Here is a 16,382-nt window from a genome sequence, read left to right as displayed (position 1 = left end):
TTTTATTCCGATTGCAATGCCTTCACAGGATTGGCCATCGCAGCTTTCGTACCCTGGAAGCTGATGGTGAGTAATGCAATGAGCGCCGTAAGGATGCCTGCTGCCGCAAACATCCACCACTGCAGCGATACGCGGTAATCGACATTGCGCAGGGCTTCCTGCATGGCCAGCACCGCCAGCGGTACCGTAATCACAAAAGCAATGAATACCGGCTTCAGGAATTCTTTAGCAAGCATATACCAGATCCTGCCCACGCTGGCGCCCATAATTTTACGGATACCGATTTCTTTGCTGCGCCTTTCCGCGAGGTAGGTAGATAAACCAAATAACCCCAGGCAGGAGATCAGGATAGCCAGGCTGCTGGTCCAGTTAAGCATGAACCCGGAGGAACGCAAGCCTGTAAACATTTTCCGGTAAGCTTCTTTGGTGAAGCTGAATTCAAACGGGAATTCAGGATTACTTTTTTTGATAGCCGCTTCAATTTTTGCAAGGGCTGTTTCCGGGTGCTCCGTTTTACGAAGCCGTACAAAAATATGGCTCATGGGGCCGGAGCCAAAATAGATGACCAGCGGTGGCGACGACCGGTAAGGGTTATTGACCACAAAATCTTTCACTACCCCAATGATCGGATTGTTACCAAGCATGGTACCGATCACCGGTTCCTTCAATCCCATTTTCTTTACGGCAGCTTCATTTACCAGGCATCCGGCGGAATCGCGGCCATACTCCGGGCTGAAATCACGGCCTGCGGCGAGTTGTAGCCCGGCGGTTTTTACCCAGTCGTATTTCACCCAGGTAATATTAATGGAGAAGTTCTGATCCGCGGTTTTCCCGGGCCAGGCAATGCCATCGGTAGCGCCGCCAAATCGTAACAGGTCGTCCGTGCCGGCTGACACGCTTTCTATTTCAGGAATACGCAGCAGGTCTTCCTGCAGCAGGAGGTACTTGTTCGCCATTTCGCCGCGGGCGGGTATTTCCAGCAGGTTGTCCTGGTTGTAACCCACAGGCCGGTTTTCGCCATACTGCAACTGTTTGTATATAACGATGGTGGTGATAATAAGAAAAATGGAGATGATAAACTGGAACGTCACGAGGCTTTTCCGGAATAATCCGCCACCACGATTGGTGGATATGACGCCCTTTAACACCTTTACGGGACGGAAGCCGCTCAGGAAAAACGCCGGATAGCTGCCGGCTACCAGGCCGGTGAACAGGAGCAGTAATAATAACCCGGTCCATATCTGCCAGTTCATAAAATCAAGGCTGATACTTTTACCGGATATCCTGTTAAGTCCCGGCAGTGCCAGTTTCGCCAGCAGTATTCCCAGGAGCAATGCGCCAAAGGTGATGATCAGCGCTTCTATGAGAAATTGAAGGATGATAGTGATCCGCGATGCGCCCAGCACTTTTCTTACGCCTACCTCTCTTGCGCGGCGCTCTGCACGTGCAGTAGAGAGGTTCATGAAATTAATACACGCAATCAGTAAAATAAAAAGGCCGATGGTGCCCAGCAGCAGCATGATCTCTATACGCCCGCCGCTGGGCTTACCATTTTTGAACCCGCTGTGGAGGTGCAGCGCGGTGAACGGATAGGCAAACAGGTAGTTGATACTATCTGTAGCATTTGCTATCCTTGAGTCCTTCAGCTTTTTGTTAAAGCCCTCCACGCTGCTTCCCGGCTGCAACAGGGCGATGTTCCCAACACGGTAATTATCCCAGCGGTTGATCCAATCGGCGTTCTCCAGTTCATAAAGGCGGAAGGGGAGCACTACATCAAATTGAATGGAACTGTTTTCCGGTGCATCGCGGATCACCGCTGCCACCCGGAGGTGATGCTGATTATTATGTTTGATAATACTGCCAATTGGGTCTTTGTCGCCAAACAACCTATGGGCTGTACTTTCCGTAAGTATGATGGCGCCCGGGTCCTGAAGGGCGGTAACGGGATTCCCGGAAATAGCCGGGAAGGTAAAGATGTTAAAGTAATCAGGGTCGGCATACATGCTTTGCTGGTAAATACTTTTCTTACCGGTGCTGAGCAGCTGCTGCCCGCCATATGCCTGACGTGTGGTATATTTTACTTCGGGGAACCCAAGTTTCATTTTCTCTGCCAGTGGCGCCGGGGTAGCGTCACCGGTAAACCACCTGCCATCGTGGTACGAATTACTCATCAGCTGGTAAATACCTGCTTTGTGCTGATGGAAGGCATCATAACTAACCTCCCCGTTGATCCATAACAGGATAATGATACCCGTCGCCAAACCAATGGAGAGGCCACCTATATTGATAAGGGTGGAAAGTTTGTTTTTAAGGAGATTTCTCCAGCCGTGCCTGCAGTAGTTTTTGAACATAGCGGATAGTTTTGGGAGAAGAATGGGTTCTTCTATACTACCTGAAATTAACTGCGGGCACGGAACATTTATTTATAATGTGACAGAAGTTGCATTTGCTGTGATGAAAACAGCTTTGCGTTATGCCGGTCCCTGTTTCCTCCATGTCAGGATAAATCCTGCAGCTACCACTACCAGTAATAGTATAGATGATATGGTGGAGATCTTTCTTCCGAGGAAGAAAGTGGCCGGTTCAAAGCGGAACACGATTTCGTGTTTACCTGCCGGCACAACGAGGCCGCGCAGGGCATAGTTTACCCGGAGAATAGGCGTTTCTTTCCCGTCGATAAAGGCTTTCCAGCCGGCGGGGTAATAAATATCGGAGAACACCCCCAATCCTGCGCCGCTATTCACAGAAGTATATTTCAGTTCGTTGAGGCCATATTTATCGAGTACAATGCGTGCGTTGCTATCGGCGGCAGGAGTGAAGGCGCCGGTAGTTTGCTGAAAGCGCTGGTCGATGATCACGGTATCTGCCGGGTTAAAATGATCGAGCGCTTTCATTTCCGCATTGGCATTGGGCGCCCACTGAATGGCTTTTACAAACCAGGCGTTGCCGAGTGCGCCGGGGTTGCGTTGCGCAACCGGCTGACCGCTTTGCCGGTCGGGTACTATAAAGTAGCGGGTGTTCAGCATGTTGAACACCGCCATATTGTTTTTGGTGAGCTGGTGTTGGATGAGGTCTTCGTAGATCCATAGCTTCGCCGGACTTTGCCCGCCGATGGATTTATGAAAGTAGCTCGTATTGGCATCGAGAAAAGGATTGGTAGTGGCGTTGAGCACGCGGTAATAAGGGTCTTTGTCACGCAGGATCATTTCATCCGCAGGCGACGGGGCGATATAGTTTTCCAGGTTGGATGCTTCCATGAAGCTATCTTCATTGAGATAATTTTTATCTACCTGGAAAAGATCAAACAGCACCGCAAAGGCAATAATTCCTGCGGCGTATACCGGTTTTAATTTTTCTTTCAGGGAGAACCAGAGCGCTGCAAAGGCGATGAGTATAAACACCAGTGCGCGGATGCCATCGGCCCGCAGCATGGCGCTGCGGTCCTGTTTGAGGGCGTTCAATAACCTGGCGGCGGGTATTTCACCGCCCAGCATTTGTGTATACCGGGCAAGGATGTTACTATCATTAGGGCCATTGAATGCATATACCATACTGCCGCCAATGGCCAGCAGTAATACCAGCCCGCCGGTTACATACAGCGTCATTTTGAGGTGTTGTTCCAGCCAGGCTTTTGTCTGCTTACCATATAATAATTCCTGTAAAGCCCAGCATGCGAGGATCACCATCGTAACCTGCGGAATTACCAGCGCCATTGTAGGTGCGCGGAATTTACTATATAAGGGAAGATGATAAAAGAGAAAGTTATTCAGTTCCGGGAAGTTGTAGCCCCAGCTGAGTACTATGCCGATGAGTGTGGCGGCTATCAGCCACCATTTATGCCAGCTGTGAACAATGAACAGGCCGAGTACAAACAGGAAGCAAATGATAGCGCCAATATAAACAGGGCCACCGGTGAAGGGCTGGCCGCCCCAGTATAACTGCCACGAGGGCCGTTCTACGGCTTCCGCCGCCTTTGCAGGTGGTACGCCAATATCAGTGAGGGTTTGGTAAACATGAGAACCGGTAGACAGCTTTTCAGAAGTAGACCCGCCTACGAGATGCGGCAGCAGCATGGTAAAGGTTTCCCCCTTGCCATAGCTCCATTGAAATGCGTAGCCGATATCGAGGCCGCCGGATTTCTTCGGGGCTTTATCGGGCTGGTCTGTTGTTAACTCCGACTGGCTGCCCCGGATAGTATAACTGGTATACTCTTTCATGATGAGCAGGTTATCCATTGAAGGGAGGATAGCCAGGATACCGGCGGCCACTAATATCGCCGATGCTTTGAAAAAGGCGGGTAACTGCTTTTCCCGGAAAGCGTGTATGCCTGCGGCTATTGCCAGGCATAGAGCGATGATGCCGGTGTAATAAGTAATCTGCGGGTGGTTGTTGTAGATCATCACCGCTGCCGCCAGGGCGGTGAGGCTTCCGCCAGCTAGGTATTGTTTTCGATAAGCGAGGATGATACCGCCCAGTACGGGCGCTATATAAGCCATGCTCATTACTTTGGTGATATGCCCGGCATCGATGCTGGTAATGGTGAATGTAGCAAAACCGTAAGCGATGGCGCCGGTTATTCTTATCCAGTATTTAAAGTTGAGCACACATAGTAATACATACATGCCCATCATCAGCACAAAGAACATATCTACCGGGTTGGGGAGGTACAAGGCAAATACGCGGTTCAGGATGCCTACTTTATTGGTAGAGGGACCAGTGTAAATAACATAGGTGGGCATACCGCCAAACATGCTGTTGGTCCAGAGGGGAATATCGCCGGTAGCTTCGTAGTAATCGCCCGCTTCTTTTTGCATGCCTTTGTAATGCACCATGTCCGATTGCAATAATTGTTTGCCTTCCAGGACAGGGCTGCAAAACACAAATGCCAGGGCTACAAAGAGGAGCAAAGCGCCCAGGTGAGGCGTTAAAGCTTTAAACCATGTATATTTCATATTTCGCTGGTTTTCATATAATTTAGAGAGGATAATTAATGTAGATTATAATTAATTACGCCCTCTTTGGACTGTTGACTTAAAGTTTTACTTTAAGTAGATGTCCGGGTGTTGTTTACGTTATAAACAGGTACGCTTACAGGGAAAATATGCACAGTAACCTTATTGAGATAGCAGTTCCAATGTGCGGGAGAACATGGCGGCTCCGCTGCCACGCCAGGCATCGTGACCGGGAATTACATAAGCCGGGTTGGGAAATTGTTGTTTTACTCTTTCTACGCTGGCGGGCCATTCTTTTACATTGCCATCGTTGGTATAGCCAATACTTTTTGCTTCGCTGCTTTTTATAAAGCAACCGCCGTACAAGACTTTGGTTGCAGGGAACCAGGCCACGATGTTATCTTTCGTATGTCCTTCACCGGGATAGTAAGTTTGAATTTTTACGCCGCCTATATTAAAAGTGGTGTCTTTGGTAAATACGTACTGCGCCTGTTTTTCTCCTTTGGCTTTGCACATTTCCAGGGTGGCGGTGCTGCTATAGGTTTTTACGCCCAGCTTTTTGAAGAGGTCGAGGCCGGCGGTTCTGTCTTCATGAAAATGAGTAACAATGCAGTAAATGATTTTGCGGTGGTGTTTCTTCATGATAGTGTTTACCAGTTGTTGGGTTTGATCCACGCTCCAGGGAGTGTCCATTACCACTACGCCATTCTTTGTTACCACATACACGCCGTTGGTAGGGTACACCACATTTTTGAATTCACCATAAGACGTATATACGTAAAGGTTACCAGTGAGGTGGGCGGTGGTAATCCGGAACCTGCTGGTGTCCTGGGCAGATGTGGCGCCTGATATCAGCAGGGCGCAGATAAAAGCAAAAACAAGTCTCATAAAAAAACAGGATGAGCAGCAAAACTACATATTAATCACCGGGCTGCAGCTTATTTTCTTCTTTTTAAACATTACCCTACTAAATTAGTAGATTATTCATATCTTACCGGTAAATCCCACACCCGTATGGATAACAGGCATACACAAACATTAATCAGCTTACTCCGGAAAACGCATCATGCGGAGTGGGAGGCCACGCCGTCTGCCCAGGATGCCATTACCTGGCTGAACGACCTGGTTGGTTTTTTATTCCCCGGAAATCATCTCCCCAAACAAACCTCCTATGAGGGCATCTTAAAAAAGAACCAGATAGACCTGGAAAACATCCTGCTCAGTTACCTGGACCCGCGCGAGGTACCTATAGAAGAAATTGTAAATGACTTTTATAACTCGTTGGGAACCATATATCAGCACCTTCGCCAGGATGCCGCTAAAATACATGAATACGACCCGGCGGCTACCAGTGTGAACGAGGTAATTGTGTCCTACCCGGGGTTTTATGCCATCACAGTATACCGCATTGCCAACCGGCTAACGCGACTGGATATACCGGTATTGCCGCGGATCATCAGCGAGTTTGCGCACGGCAAAACGGGGATCGATATTCATCCCAACGCCACTATCAATGTACCTTTTATTATAGACCACGGTACCGGTATCGTGATTGGCGCCACCAGCATCATTGGTTCCAACGTGGTGATATACCAGGGCGTAACGCTGGGCGCGCTGCATGTTACAAAGGACTTATCTGATGTAAAAAGACACCCGACAGTAGAAGACAACGTGATCATTTATGCGCGCAGCACCATCCTGGGCGGCAATACCGTGATCGGGCAGGGCAGTATTATTGGCGGCAGCGTTTTTATCACGAAGAGCGTTCCGCCGTATTCGCAGGTGTTCAATACCCACCAGGTGCGCATTACCACCAAAACAGGCGTATAACTGTTCCACACAAATAGCGGTTGCATTCGCAGAAATATTTATATCTTAAGCCGAAAGATGACCGTCTCCGCGGCGGATAAAGAACTACTGACATGCGAATGAGCGTTTTGCCTGTGGGCATTTTATTAACCATACTATCCTTTTCTTCGGGGCTCAAGGCCCAGCAGGATACCCTGCAGCAACTGCCGGAGGTAGTAGTACAATCCTATTATTCAAAAGCTTCCCTGCAGCGTGTACCCACTGCCGTGAGTATCCTGTCGCCGGCCGATATGCAGCTTCAGCAGGGCGTTTCCCTGTTACCAGCCATGAACACGGTGCCGGGTATACGAATGGAGGAAAGGTCGCCGGGCAGTTATCGTTTATCCATCAGGGGTAGTTTACTCCGTTCGCCCTTTGGTATCCGGAATATTAAAATTTATGCAGATGATATCCCGCTGACCGATGCGGGAGGCAATACTTATCTCAATCTTATTGATGCTGACGCGGTAAGTCGCACCGAAATACTGAAAGGACCGGATGGCAGCCTGTTTGGCGCCAATTCCGGCGGCGTGGTGCGACTGGATCTTTTCCTGCCGCCGGCAGATACCCATCATTTGCAGGTAAACCTGCAGGGAGGCAGCTATGGCCTGTTTCATGGCAGCGCGGCCTGGCAGCAGCAATGGAAAAACTACCAGGTGCAGGTGTTCCAGGGATACCAGCGGGCAGATGGCTACCGCCAGAATACTGCCATGAAACGGTCTTATACCCAAACGGCTCAACGCTGGGAATACAAACCCGGCTACGCCCTGAAGTTGATGGCGTTTTATTCTGATTTGTCGTACCGCACACCGGGAGGACTTACCCTTGCACAAAGTGAGGCTAATCCACGTGCGGCGCGTCCGGGCACGCCCGCCACACCGGGCGCGGTGGCGCAAAAGGCGGGGATCTATAACCGCACTTTTCAGGGCGGACTGGTCCATGAAGCGCAGTTCACGCCCCGGTTGCAGCATGTGCTGTCGGTGTTCGGGGCCAACACCCATTTCGAAAATCCTTTTATCACCAACTATGAAGCCCGCGATGAAAATACCGCCGGCTTCCGCACCTACCTGCAATGGACCAACGATCCGCAGCGCACTTCCCTGTTCCAGTGGAAATGGCTGAATGGCGCAGAGTGGCAGCAAACCACCACCGACGTCATCAATTATGGTAACAAGCAGGGGAAGCGCGATACGGTGATGGCTGCAGATAAACTAAAAGCGAGTCAGTACTTTTTCTTTACCCGCTTCCAGGCCAACGTGCAGGCGTTTACCTTTGAAGCGGCCGCCAGTTTAAATTATTATGGCTACAGCTACAACAGCAACGGGCACACGAAAATCAATTTTACGCCGCAGCTGATGCCGCGTTTCTCGCTGTCGTACCTCTTTACCCCGCAGGTAACGGGCCGGGTTACGGTAAGCAGGGGCTACTCCCCACCGGCTACGGCGGAAGTTCGTGCATCCGACAACGTGATCAACACGGCGCTGCAACCGGAAACCGGCTGGAACTATGAAGCCGGCGTACGCGCGGCTTCCCGCCATCATACGGCCACTATCGACGCGGCCTTCTTTTATTACAAAATGCAAAACGCTATTGTGCTCCGGCAGCACGACAGCGGCGAGGAGTTTTTTACCAATGCCGGTGGCGTTCAGCAGAAAGGAATAGAGGTACAGGGCATGTGGTGGCTGATGAAACCACGCACCGGCGGCGTATTGCGCGGCATCCGGTGGCAGGAAGGCTACACGCTGAGCGACTTCCAGTTTAACCACTATGTAAGCGCCGATGGGAAAGACTATTCACGGAATGCACTCACCGGTGTGCCACAGCATGTATTGGTGAGCAGTTTGTTGTGGCAGTTCCCGGCGGCGGTGTCGTTATATGCGCAGCATACTTTTACCAGCAGCATACCACTGAACGATGCCAACAGCGTTTTTGCCGGCGGCTACCACCTGCTGCAGGCCAATGTGAGCTGGAAACTACCGCTGCGTTCCCGTTGCGGCATCAGTGTACGCGCCGGTGCAGATAACCTGCTGAATGTAAATTACAGCCTGGGTAACGATCTTAACGCTTTCGGCGGCCGGTATTACAACCCTGCGCCGGGAAGAAATTATTTCGGTGGCATCAGCATGCAGTTATAATAATCAGCTATTCACCACCACAGATCATGCAGCGGAACAATATTCCGCTGCATTTTTTTTGTGCAGTTGGGGAAGATAATGACCGTAATGTGAAGGGACATCCTCACGGGGTATTGTGCACATGCAGCGACTTCCGGCGCCACGGGGTTAAAATTCCTGTCACAGCGGGGCCTGACATTAACAACTGCGTATTTAACAAAAGCGGCATAGAATTGTAATAAGTGAGTAAGCATTTACAAGAAGATGAATTCTACTAACGGAAAATCGGATAAGCCGGTCATAACCGCAAAAATTGATGGCTTTTTTCTCCAGTTTTATGATATCGCCGTCTTTATAGCCCGCTTTTTCAGGGAGGCATTCCGGCCTCCTATTGAATGGGGCGAGTTTGTGCGGCAATGTTACCAGGTGGGGTATAAGTCGCTGGCCCTTGTTACGGTAACGGGGTTTATCACCGGCGTGGTGTTTACGGAGCAATCCCGTCCTACTTTATCGGAGTTTGGGGTTACGGCGTGGCTGCCGTCGCTGGTGGCTATTGCGGTGGTGAGAGCGCTGGCGCCACTGATCGCAGCGCTGATCTGTGCGGGTAAGGTGGGCTCCAGCATCGGTGCGGAGCTGGGTTCCATGAAAGTAACAGAACAGATTGATGCGATGGAGGTATCCGCGATTAACCCTTTCCGTTACCTGGTGGTGACCCGTGTAATTGCCATGACGGTTTGTTTGCCATTGCTCATGTTTTATAATGCCCTCATTGGTTGCCTGGGTTCTTATTTTGATGTACATGCCCACGAACAAACCAGCCTGGTGTCATTTTTTGACAATGCCTTTGCGCAGATCACGTTCCTTGATTATACCACGGCGCTTACCAAAGCTATCCTGTACGGGTTTACTATTGGTATTGTGAGTTGCTACCAGGGCTTTAATGCGAGCCAGGGCACCACGGGCGTGGGTAAGGCAGCGAATGTATCGGTGATCGTATCCATGTTCCTGATTTTTATAGAAGAAGTAATTATTGTTCACGTGTTTAATTCCATCCGCTAGTCATGAAAACAAATGGTCACCAGATAGATATGAATGAAACCGTGATCAGTATCCGGAACCTCTATAAGTCGTTTGGGCAGAAGCATGTATTACAGGGAATAGACCTCGATCTTCATAAAGGCGAAAATGTGGTAGTGCTGGGTCGGTCCGGTACCGGTAAATCGGTGCTGATAAAAATCATCATCGGGTTGCTGAAGCCGGATGCCGGTACGGTAAATGTATTGGGAGAAGAAGTGGATCAGCTCAAAGATGCCGCCCTGCGCGCACTGCGGCTGAAGGTAGGGTTCTCTTTTCAAAGCAGCGCCCTGTACGATAGTATGACAGTAGGGGAAAACCTGGCCTTCCCATTGAAGCGTAACCAGCGGGACATGACCAAAGACCAGATCCGGAAAACGATCGACATTGTACTGGAAGCCATCGGGTTACCGGAAACCATCAACCAGATGCCGTCGGAGCTATCGGGTGGCCAGAAGAAAAGAATAGGCATTGGCCGTACCCTCATCCTGCGGCCGGAAATTATGCTGTATGATGAGCCCACTGCCGGTTTGGATCCTATCACCAGTATGGAACTGAATAAACTGATCATCGCGGTACAGGAAAGGTTCAATACGAGTTCTATCATCATCACCCATGATCTAACCTGTGCCAAAGAAGTGGGCGACCGGGTAGCAGTAATGGATGAAGGGAAATTTATACGGCAGGGAAGTTTTGAAGAAGTATTTAACGAGAAGGAAGGACTTATTAAAAGTTTTTACGACTATAATTTTATACAGTAAGTTATGGAAGCAGGAAAAAAACGCGCTGTTATTGTAGGCATCTTTGTATTCGTGGGCCTTGTTATTTTTGTTACGGCCATTATGATGCTGGGCAAGCAACAGAAACTGTTCAGTAAGTCCATCCAGGTGAAGGCTTATTTTAAAGATGTAAACGGCTTATCCGTAGGCCGTAATATCCTGTACTCCGGCGTAAAGATCGGTACGGTGAAGAAGATCAGTTTTGTAAGAACCAACCAGATCCTGGTATTAATGAATATTGATGAAAGCTCGCAGGAGTTTATCCATAAAGATGTAGAGGCCCGTATCAGCTCCGAAGGCTTGATGGGGAATAAAATCGTGATGCTGTCCGGCGGCACGCCCAATATGCCGGTAATAGAAAACGGCGATCAGTTGCATGTGGCCAGTGGTTTAAGCACGGAAGAAATTATGAGCACCCTCCAGGTAAACAATAAAAGCCTGGTGGAAATCACTGACAACCTGAAAGTGATCACGAAAAGGATAGTAGATGGGAAAGGTACTTTAGGGAGATTGCTTACCGAGGATACTATCTACAAAGATCTCAATACCACGATGGCCGGACTGAATGACGCGGTGGTGAATACCCGCCGGCTCACGGGTGCTTTATCATTGTATGCTGCCAAACTGCAAACCAAAGGTGTATTGTCCAACGACCTGGTAACTGATACGCTGGTATTTGCAAAACTTCGTACAGCCGTTACCGAAATGAACAGCGCTGCGCTCAACGCCAACCAAACCGTACAGGAGTTGCGGCAGGCCAGTGCAGGGTTGCGGGCCAACCTGGATGATCCGGAAGCGCCGGTGGGCATGCTCTTAAAGGATACCCTGCTGGCGGATGCTTTTAAAGAAACGATCTATAACCTCGAAAGCGGTACCCAGAAACTGGATACCAACATGCTGGCGTTGCGGAATAATTTCCTGTTCCGCGGCTACTTCCGGAAACAGGCGAAGCGGGAAAGGAAAGCACAAAAAGAAAAGGAAAAAGCGGAGCGTCAGGCGCAGAAGTAACAAAGCGTTTTTCCCTGCGGCTGCTAATGCCCTTTTTCGGAGAATGCTGTAATAGGCGTGAGGTCCACCTTGCGGAACTCCACTTCCGAACCTTCTGCCTGGAGCGCAATTTGTCCTTTGCTGGCTGTGGCGTTGGTGCCGTAATTAACAAGGTCGCCGTTTACCCATACCTTTATGGCGTTGCCTACGCATTCCACGATCATGGTATTCCATTTTTTCAGCGGCTTCTCGGAACCATCAGTGAGATTGATGATGCGGCGTTTTTTGCCATCTACGGCGCCCCATTCATTTTTCGGTCCCCTGCGTTTTTCCATATCCGGAACAGTGATATCTTCCCCTATGCACCAGAAATCCCCCGCATCGTTATGTTGCAATTGCACTTCAATGGACTTAGGGAACATATCATATAATACCCGTGGGGTAGAAGCGAATACCAGTACGCCGCAGTTGCCAGGTTTGGCCGGGAAACGGTATTGTACTTCCAGGCGGAAGTTCTCGTAACTGGCGTCGGTAATGATGTGGCCCTGTGGATTGGCCAGGCTTACAAAAACACCGTTCCTTACAATGAAAGGGCTTTTCACGTTGGGATCTTTGTCCATAGCGGGAACATCGATGTGCCATCCGCTGAGGTCCTTAAAGTTAAACAGGCTGCGCGTTTGTGCGTGTACGTTGGCTATGCCGCCCAGCAAAGCGGCGGCTGTGAGGGCAGAGAAAAGATATTTCTTCATAAAGGAATTTATCGGGATCTTTTTAAAAACTAAATATAATAAGTTTCCCGTTCCCTGTATGAATTGATTTAAGCGAAGGGAGCTGCCTTTCTCCCTTCGCTTAAATCCTGTTTAGTTCAGCACTAATTCCACCACGGGAATTTCCATATTAGGTTGTTTCTCCGGCAGGTTTAATATGATGTTGTTGCCGTCAGTAGTGAATTTCACTTCTGAGTTATCATGCAGCAGCTGGGCATATTTTATTTTGCCTTTGTATTGCGGCAGTTGCAGGCGGTTGTTGTATTCCAGCAGGTGTACATACAATCTTTTGGTGGTGGGATTGTAGGTGAGCATGGTGTTTTTGGGTACCTCGAAACTCTCTGGTGCATAGGTGCAGCCGTAAATGGACTCGCTGTTGCCTTTCATCCAGTCGCCGATATTGCCGAGGGCACTTTGCGCGCGGTAGTCGAACAGGCCGCGGGCGGTGGGACCTACGTTCAGGATGAGGTTACCGCCTTTGCTTACGGAGCCGATGAGAAGTTCCAGCAGCTGGTGCGTGCTTTTCCAGGAGTTTTCATCGCGGTAGTAGCCCCATGATCCGGAGAAGGTCTGACAGGTTTCCCATGTTTTGCCGCGGTATTGCGCCAGCTCTTCCACTTTCACCTGTTCGGGGGTGAGGAAGTCGGCGCCATCTTCGTATTCCTCGAGGTTGAGGCGGTTGTCCACGATGATGCCGGGCTGCAGTTTGCGGATCATTTTCAGGAGGTTCACGGCATCCCAGTCGTCTTTACCTTTTCCGTTTTTGCCGGGGTAGGAGAAGTCGAGCCAGAGGATGTCAATTTTACCGTATTGGGTAAGCAGCTCCGAGATCTGGTTGCGGAGATACTGCCGGTATTTGTTCATGTCCCTGCCTTTGTTGAGCCGTGCGTAGGTGCTGTCGGCGCCGTTCTCTACCCGTTGCGGGTGCATGCCATCGATGGTGAAATCCGGATGGTGCCAGTCGATCAGCGAGTAGTAGAACCCTACTTTGATGCCTTCTGCGCGGAAGGCGTTTACAAATTCCCGTACCAGGTCGCGGTGGGCTTTGGTGTTGGTGGCTTTGTAATCGGTGTACCTGGAGTCAAACAAGCAAAAGCCTTCATGATGTTTGGTGGTGAGTACGGCGTACTTCATTCCCGCGGCCTTTGCCTGTTTTGCCCAGGACTTCGGATCAAACTGGTTGGGGTTAAATAAGTCGAAATAAGTTTGGTATTGTTCATTGGTGAGCCGTTCGTTATGTTTCACCCATTCGTGGCGTGCGGGCAGTGCATACAGGCCCCAGTGGATGAACATGCCGAAGCGGTCGTGTGTCCACCAGGCCATGCGTTTTTCTTTCTGGGCCGGTGTTTCCTGTCCGATCATTTTTTTCTCCTGCGCCTGCAGCGCGATGAGCGGGCTGCATAACAGCAGGATGATCCCTAATTTCCTAAGTGGTTTGTTCATGATGCAATTGCTATTTATCTCTGATCAGTAATACTTTGCTTATACGGATGGTTTGTTCCGAGGGATTGGTAAAGGTGCCGGTGAATCCCACGGTAACGGTAGCCGGCGCTGCGAGCGTAAATGCGGCAGAGGCGTATTTATTATTATTGTTTACAAACCTTGCGGCGCCCAATGCGGTATTTACCTGGTCTACATCCGGTAATGCGTTGCCTGCGGCCACCAGCAGCCAGGTATTTTCCAGGGTGTTATCAATATTGGAGGCTTCTGCTTCAAAGCGGTATTCACCTGCGGGCAGGGCAACCGTCTGGTAGATCTTTCCGTTGGTGATAGGGCCGTTGCCCCAGATCCACATGGTGAGCCGGCCGGTGCCATCAATATTATCATAGGTGCCGTTTTTGGATGCTTCGGTGTTGTATTGCCAGTCTTTCACCTGTCCGAAGCGGCCACTAAAAGGTTTGGTATCATCGAGTATAAAAGGATTCCCCGGGTTACGTATATATGTTTGCGTGATATCTTCCTTTACGCCTTTTGTTTCGTAAGGGGTGTGAAAGGTATCTACTGCAAGTTTATCCGGTATGTACAGGGTGCGGTAGCGGAAGCTGCTCATAGAAAGATAATTATTAAGCACGGTTACCTGGCCTTCTGCTTCTGCGGCGATAATGGTGTCGTGTGCCACGTTGTCGCTGGTGGTGTATTGCAGCTGCATACCAATGATACCACCGGTGGTATCGATGTTGGTCCAGGTTATTTCCGCATTACCGTCTTTCATTTCTGCGTTGCTGAAAGCCCTGGTCAGCAGGGCTTCTTCATAAAAACTACCATATACAAAACCGGTTGCCTCTGATCTTACGGAAGTGTTACCATCGCGGTCGTAGTTATACACTTCAAAGGTATAGGCCCGCTCTTCGAGGTTGCTGATAAAGTAGCGGATGGTATCCACGCCGCTGGTGCGTTTGATATCGAGCATAGCGGAGTCCTTGTGGTTGTTCCAGTAAATTTTGGCGCGGCTGATCTTTGGATCGGAGATCAGCAGCCAGGACAGCTGTACGCGGTTACGGCCGGCGTGTACCAGGAGTGAATCTGCTTTACCGGTGTACAATATTTCGCCGTTGCCCAGGTATTTTTTATAGTCGCTTTGTTTGGTGCAGGCGCTGATGGTTGTCAGCAGTACACTATATAATATGATAGAATGAAGGATGCGCATAAATTTTGTTTTTGGTAAGATGATCATCATTTGTCGTTACCCCAGAACTTCATTTCCTGGATGTTGGCGGCGTATCCGCCATCGGTCCAGGTGCGGAGTATTTTTACGCGGATATACCTTACACGTGGAGCGTCCAGTGGCACGGTCATTTGTTCGCCGGCGATGCTGGCATCTATGTCGTCCTGTGTTTTTTGTCCTACGGGCAGGCCGGAAGGCTTGATCACGGTATGTTCCACGAGGCGGGTCCAGCTGTCCCAGCTGCCATCGGAGGCGGGATTGGTGGAGCCCCATATTTCAAACTTGCGGACATTGTTCTGCAAATAGATCCATTCATTGGGCCGTTGCCACAGGGTAATGCGGCTCAGTTGCGCCGTTACGCCGAGGTCGAAAGTGATAGACATGGGCATGCCATCGAGTTTATCTGCGGAGTGCCACAAGGTTCCGTTCCACAGGTTGGGGATAGGCAGGCCCCAGCCGTAGTCCACATCTCCCGGTAATTTCACTTCCCTGAAATTCGCTTTGTCCAGCAGTTTTTCAAAGATGGGCGTCAGTTCCTGTATGAGGGTATCTGACTGATTACCCCACCTGTCTCTTACAAAAAATCCAAACTTTCTTTTCTCTGCTGCAAACCCCCTGATGGAATAGTTACCGCCTTCCAGTTTGGTATAATGAACATCAGACGAGGTGAATGCACCTAAGGAATCGGTGGTGAGGGTAACGATGGCAATATCTGCTTTGGTATCGTTTTTAAAGGTGAGGTTGATACCGCCAAAGTCTGCTTTTACTTCCAGCGATTTGCGTACAATCAGCATGGGCGGCGACAACGGCTTGATGGTGGTCTTTACGGCATCGGAGGCTGTTTCATTACGACTTACCACGTACAACGAAATTTCGTGGGTGGCGGAATCGCCAAAGCCATCTACCACGAGGAAATTATTATAGTAAGATGATCTTATTTCCCGTTTCTCTCCCGGTCTGATATCATACACGGCCTTTACGTACAGGATATCCTTGTTATCGGGCAGGCTGTAGGTAATTTTTGCGGCGCCCGGCAAATTTGTAACGCTGAGATTTGTTACTACATCAGGTTTTTCGCCGGAGGTATTTACCGGCTGATGTGTTTCTTTCTTGCAGGCGGCTGCCAGCAGTAAGCAGGCAAGCGGCAGGATATATTTAAAGTGGTTCATGTTGTGTGCGTTTTAAATAAATGAAAG

At 49.8% G+C, this 16,382-nt stretch carries 12 protein-coding genes; 5 read left to right on the top strand and 7 right to left on the bottom strand.

Going from position 1 to position 16,382, the window contains the following annotated elements; all coding sequences use genetic code 11:
• Nucleotides 1–2 precede the first annotated feature (2 nt).
• The 3 genes from V7S65_RS31600 to bla form a co-directional block, all read right to left on the bottom strand.
• Nucleotides 3–2,351, bottom strand: coding sequence for an ABC transporter permease (locus V7S65_RS31600; RefSeq protein WP_336389538.1), 2,349 nt, complete (start codon nucleotides 2,349–2,351; stop codon nucleotides 3–5).
• A gap of 120 nt (nucleotides 2,352–2,471) precedes the next feature.
• On the bottom strand, nucleotides 2,472–4,952 hold the full coding sequence (locus V7S65_RS31595) for a YfhO family protein (RefSeq protein WP_336389537.1): 2,481 nt from the start codon (nucleotides 4,950–4,952) through the stop codon (nucleotides 2,472–2,474).
• A 162-nt stretch (nucleotides 4,953–5,114) separates the two neighbouring features.
• Entirely contained in the window at nucleotides 5,115–5,840 is a 726-nt protein-coding gene (gene bla, locus V7S65_RS31590; RefSeq protein WP_336389536.1) for a BlaB/IND/MUS family subclass B1 metallo-beta-lactamase, read from the bottom strand.
• Between the two features lie 126 nt (nucleotides 5,841–5,966).
• Here bla and V7S65_RS31585 point away from each other — a divergent pair, with 126 nt between their 5' ends.
• The 5 genes from V7S65_RS31585 (at nucleotide 5,967) to V7S65_RS31565 (ending at nucleotide 11,775) form a co-directional block, all read left to right on the top strand.
• Entirely contained in the window at nucleotides 5,967–6,782 is an 816-nt protein-coding gene (locus V7S65_RS31585) for a serine O-acetyltransferase (RefSeq protein WP_336389535.1), read from the top strand.
• 92 nt (nucleotides 6,783–6,874) lie between these two features.
• Entirely contained in the window at nucleotides 6,875–8,935 is a 2,061-nt protein-coding gene (locus tag V7S65_RS31580) for a TonB-dependent receptor (RefSeq protein ID WP_336389534.1), read from the top strand.
• A gap of 243 nt (nucleotides 8,936–9,178) precedes the next feature.
• The gene (locus V7S65_RS31575; protein WP_079472328.1) at nucleotides 9,179–9,973 is read left to right on the top strand and encodes an MlaE family ABC transporter permease; all 795 of its coding nucleotides are present in this window, start codon (nucleotides 9,179–9,181) and stop codon (nucleotides 9,971–9,973) included.
• A 2-nt stretch (nucleotides 9,974–9,975) separates the two neighbouring features.
• Entirely contained in the window at nucleotides 9,976–10,749 is a 774-nt protein-coding gene (locus tag V7S65_RS31570) for an ABC transporter ATP-binding protein (RefSeq protein WP_079472327.1), read from the top strand.
• A gap of 3 nt (nucleotides 10,750–10,752) precedes the next feature.
• On the top strand, nucleotides 10,753–11,775 hold the full coding sequence (locus V7S65_RS31565) for an MlaD family protein (protein ID WP_336389533.1): 1,023 nt from the start codon (nucleotides 10,753–10,755) through the stop codon (nucleotides 11,773–11,775).
• Between the two features lie 23 nt (nucleotides 11,776–11,798).
• Here the strand turns inward: V7S65_RS31565 and V7S65_RS31560 are convergent, their stop codons facing one another.
• The 4 genes from V7S65_RS31560 to V7S65_RS31545 all read right to left on the bottom strand — a co-directional run bounded on the left by V7S65_RS31560 (nucleotide 11,799) and on the right by V7S65_RS31545 (nucleotide 16,355).
• On the bottom strand, nucleotides 11,799–12,503 hold the full coding sequence (locus V7S65_RS31560) for a 3-keto-disaccharide hydrolase (protein WP_079472325.1): 705 nt from the start codon (nucleotides 12,501–12,503) through the stop codon (nucleotides 11,799–11,801).
• 111 nt (nucleotides 12,504–12,614) lie between these two features.
• Nucleotides 12,615–13,964 carry an alpha-L-fucosidase gene (locus tag V7S65_RS31555; RefSeq protein WP_336389532.1) on the bottom strand — a complete coding sequence of 450 codons (1,350 nt, stop codon included), beginning with the start codon at nucleotides 13,962–13,964 and terminating at the stop codon, nucleotides 12,615–12,617.
• A 10-nt stretch (nucleotides 13,965–13,974) separates the two neighbouring features.
• Nucleotides 13,975–15,168 (bottom strand): DUF4998 domain-containing protein, encoded by a 1,194-nt coding sequence (locus tag V7S65_RS31550; RefSeq protein ID WP_336389531.1) that lies wholly within the window; start codon nucleotides 15,166–15,168, stop codon nucleotides 13,975–13,977.
• A gap of 26 nt (nucleotides 15,169–15,194) precedes the next feature.
• Nucleotides 15,195–16,355: a DUF5000 domain-containing lipoprotein gene (locus V7S65_RS31545; protein ID WP_079472321.1), complete on the bottom strand. Its 1,161-nt coding sequence runs from the start codon at nucleotides 16,353–16,355 to the stop codon at nucleotides 15,195–15,197.
• Between the last annotated feature and the right edge of the window lie 27 nt (nucleotides 16,356–16,382).

The sequence above is a fragment of the Chitinophaga sp. CCNWYY40 genome (assembly GCF_037483205.1).
In the GTDB taxonomy this organism is placed as follows: Bacteria; Bacteroidota; Bacteroidia; order Chitinophagales; family Chitinophagaceae; genus Chitinophaga; species Chitinophaga ginsengisegetis.
Note: the sequence above shows the minus strand (reverse complement) of the source record. Positions and strands in the feature narration are given on the sequence as shown.

Coding starts and splice junctions, on each gene's coding strand:
- V7S65_RS31600 (WP_336389538.1), bottom strand. CDS start 2,351: ATGTTCAAAAACTACTGCAGGCACGGCTGGAGAAATCTCCTTAAAAAC.
- V7S65_RS31595 (WP_336389537.1), bottom strand. CDS start 4,952: ATGAAATATACATGGTTTAAAGCTTTAACGCCTCACCTGGGCGCTTTG.
- bla (WP_336389536.1), bottom strand. CDS start 5,840: ATGAGACTTGTTTTTGCTTTTATCTGCGCCCTGCTGATATCAGGCGCC.
- V7S65_RS31585 (WP_336389535.1), top strand. CDS start 5,967: ATGGATAACAGGCATACACAAACATTAATCAGCTTACTCCGGAAAACG.
- V7S65_RS31580 (WP_336389534.1), top strand. CDS start 6,875: ATGCGAATGAGCGTTTTGCCTGTGGGCATTTTATTAACCATACTATCC.
- V7S65_RS31575 (WP_079472328.1), top strand. CDS start 9,179: ATGAATTCTACTAACGGAAAATCGGATAAGCCGGTCATAACCGCAAAA.
- V7S65_RS31570 (WP_079472327.1), top strand. CDS start 9,976: ATGAAAACAAATGGTCACCAGATAGATATGAATGAAACCGTGATCAGT.
- V7S65_RS31565 (WP_336389533.1), top strand. CDS start 10,753: ATGGAAGCAGGAAAAAAACGCGCTGTTATTGTAGGCATCTTTGTATTC.
- V7S65_RS31560 (WP_079472325.1), bottom strand. CDS start 12,503: ATGAAGAAATATCTTTTCTCTGCCCTCACAGCCGCCGCTTTGCTGGGC.
- V7S65_RS31555 (WP_336389532.1), bottom strand. CDS start 13,964: ATGAACAAACCACTTAGGAAATTAGGGATCATCCTGCTGTTATGCAGC.
- V7S65_RS31550 (WP_336389531.1), bottom strand. CDS start 15,168: ATGCGCATCCTTCATTCTATCATATTATATAGTGTACTGCTGACAACC.
- V7S65_RS31545 (WP_079472321.1), bottom strand. CDS start 16,355: ATGAACCACTTTAAATATATCCTGCCGCTTGCCTGCTTACTGCTGGCA.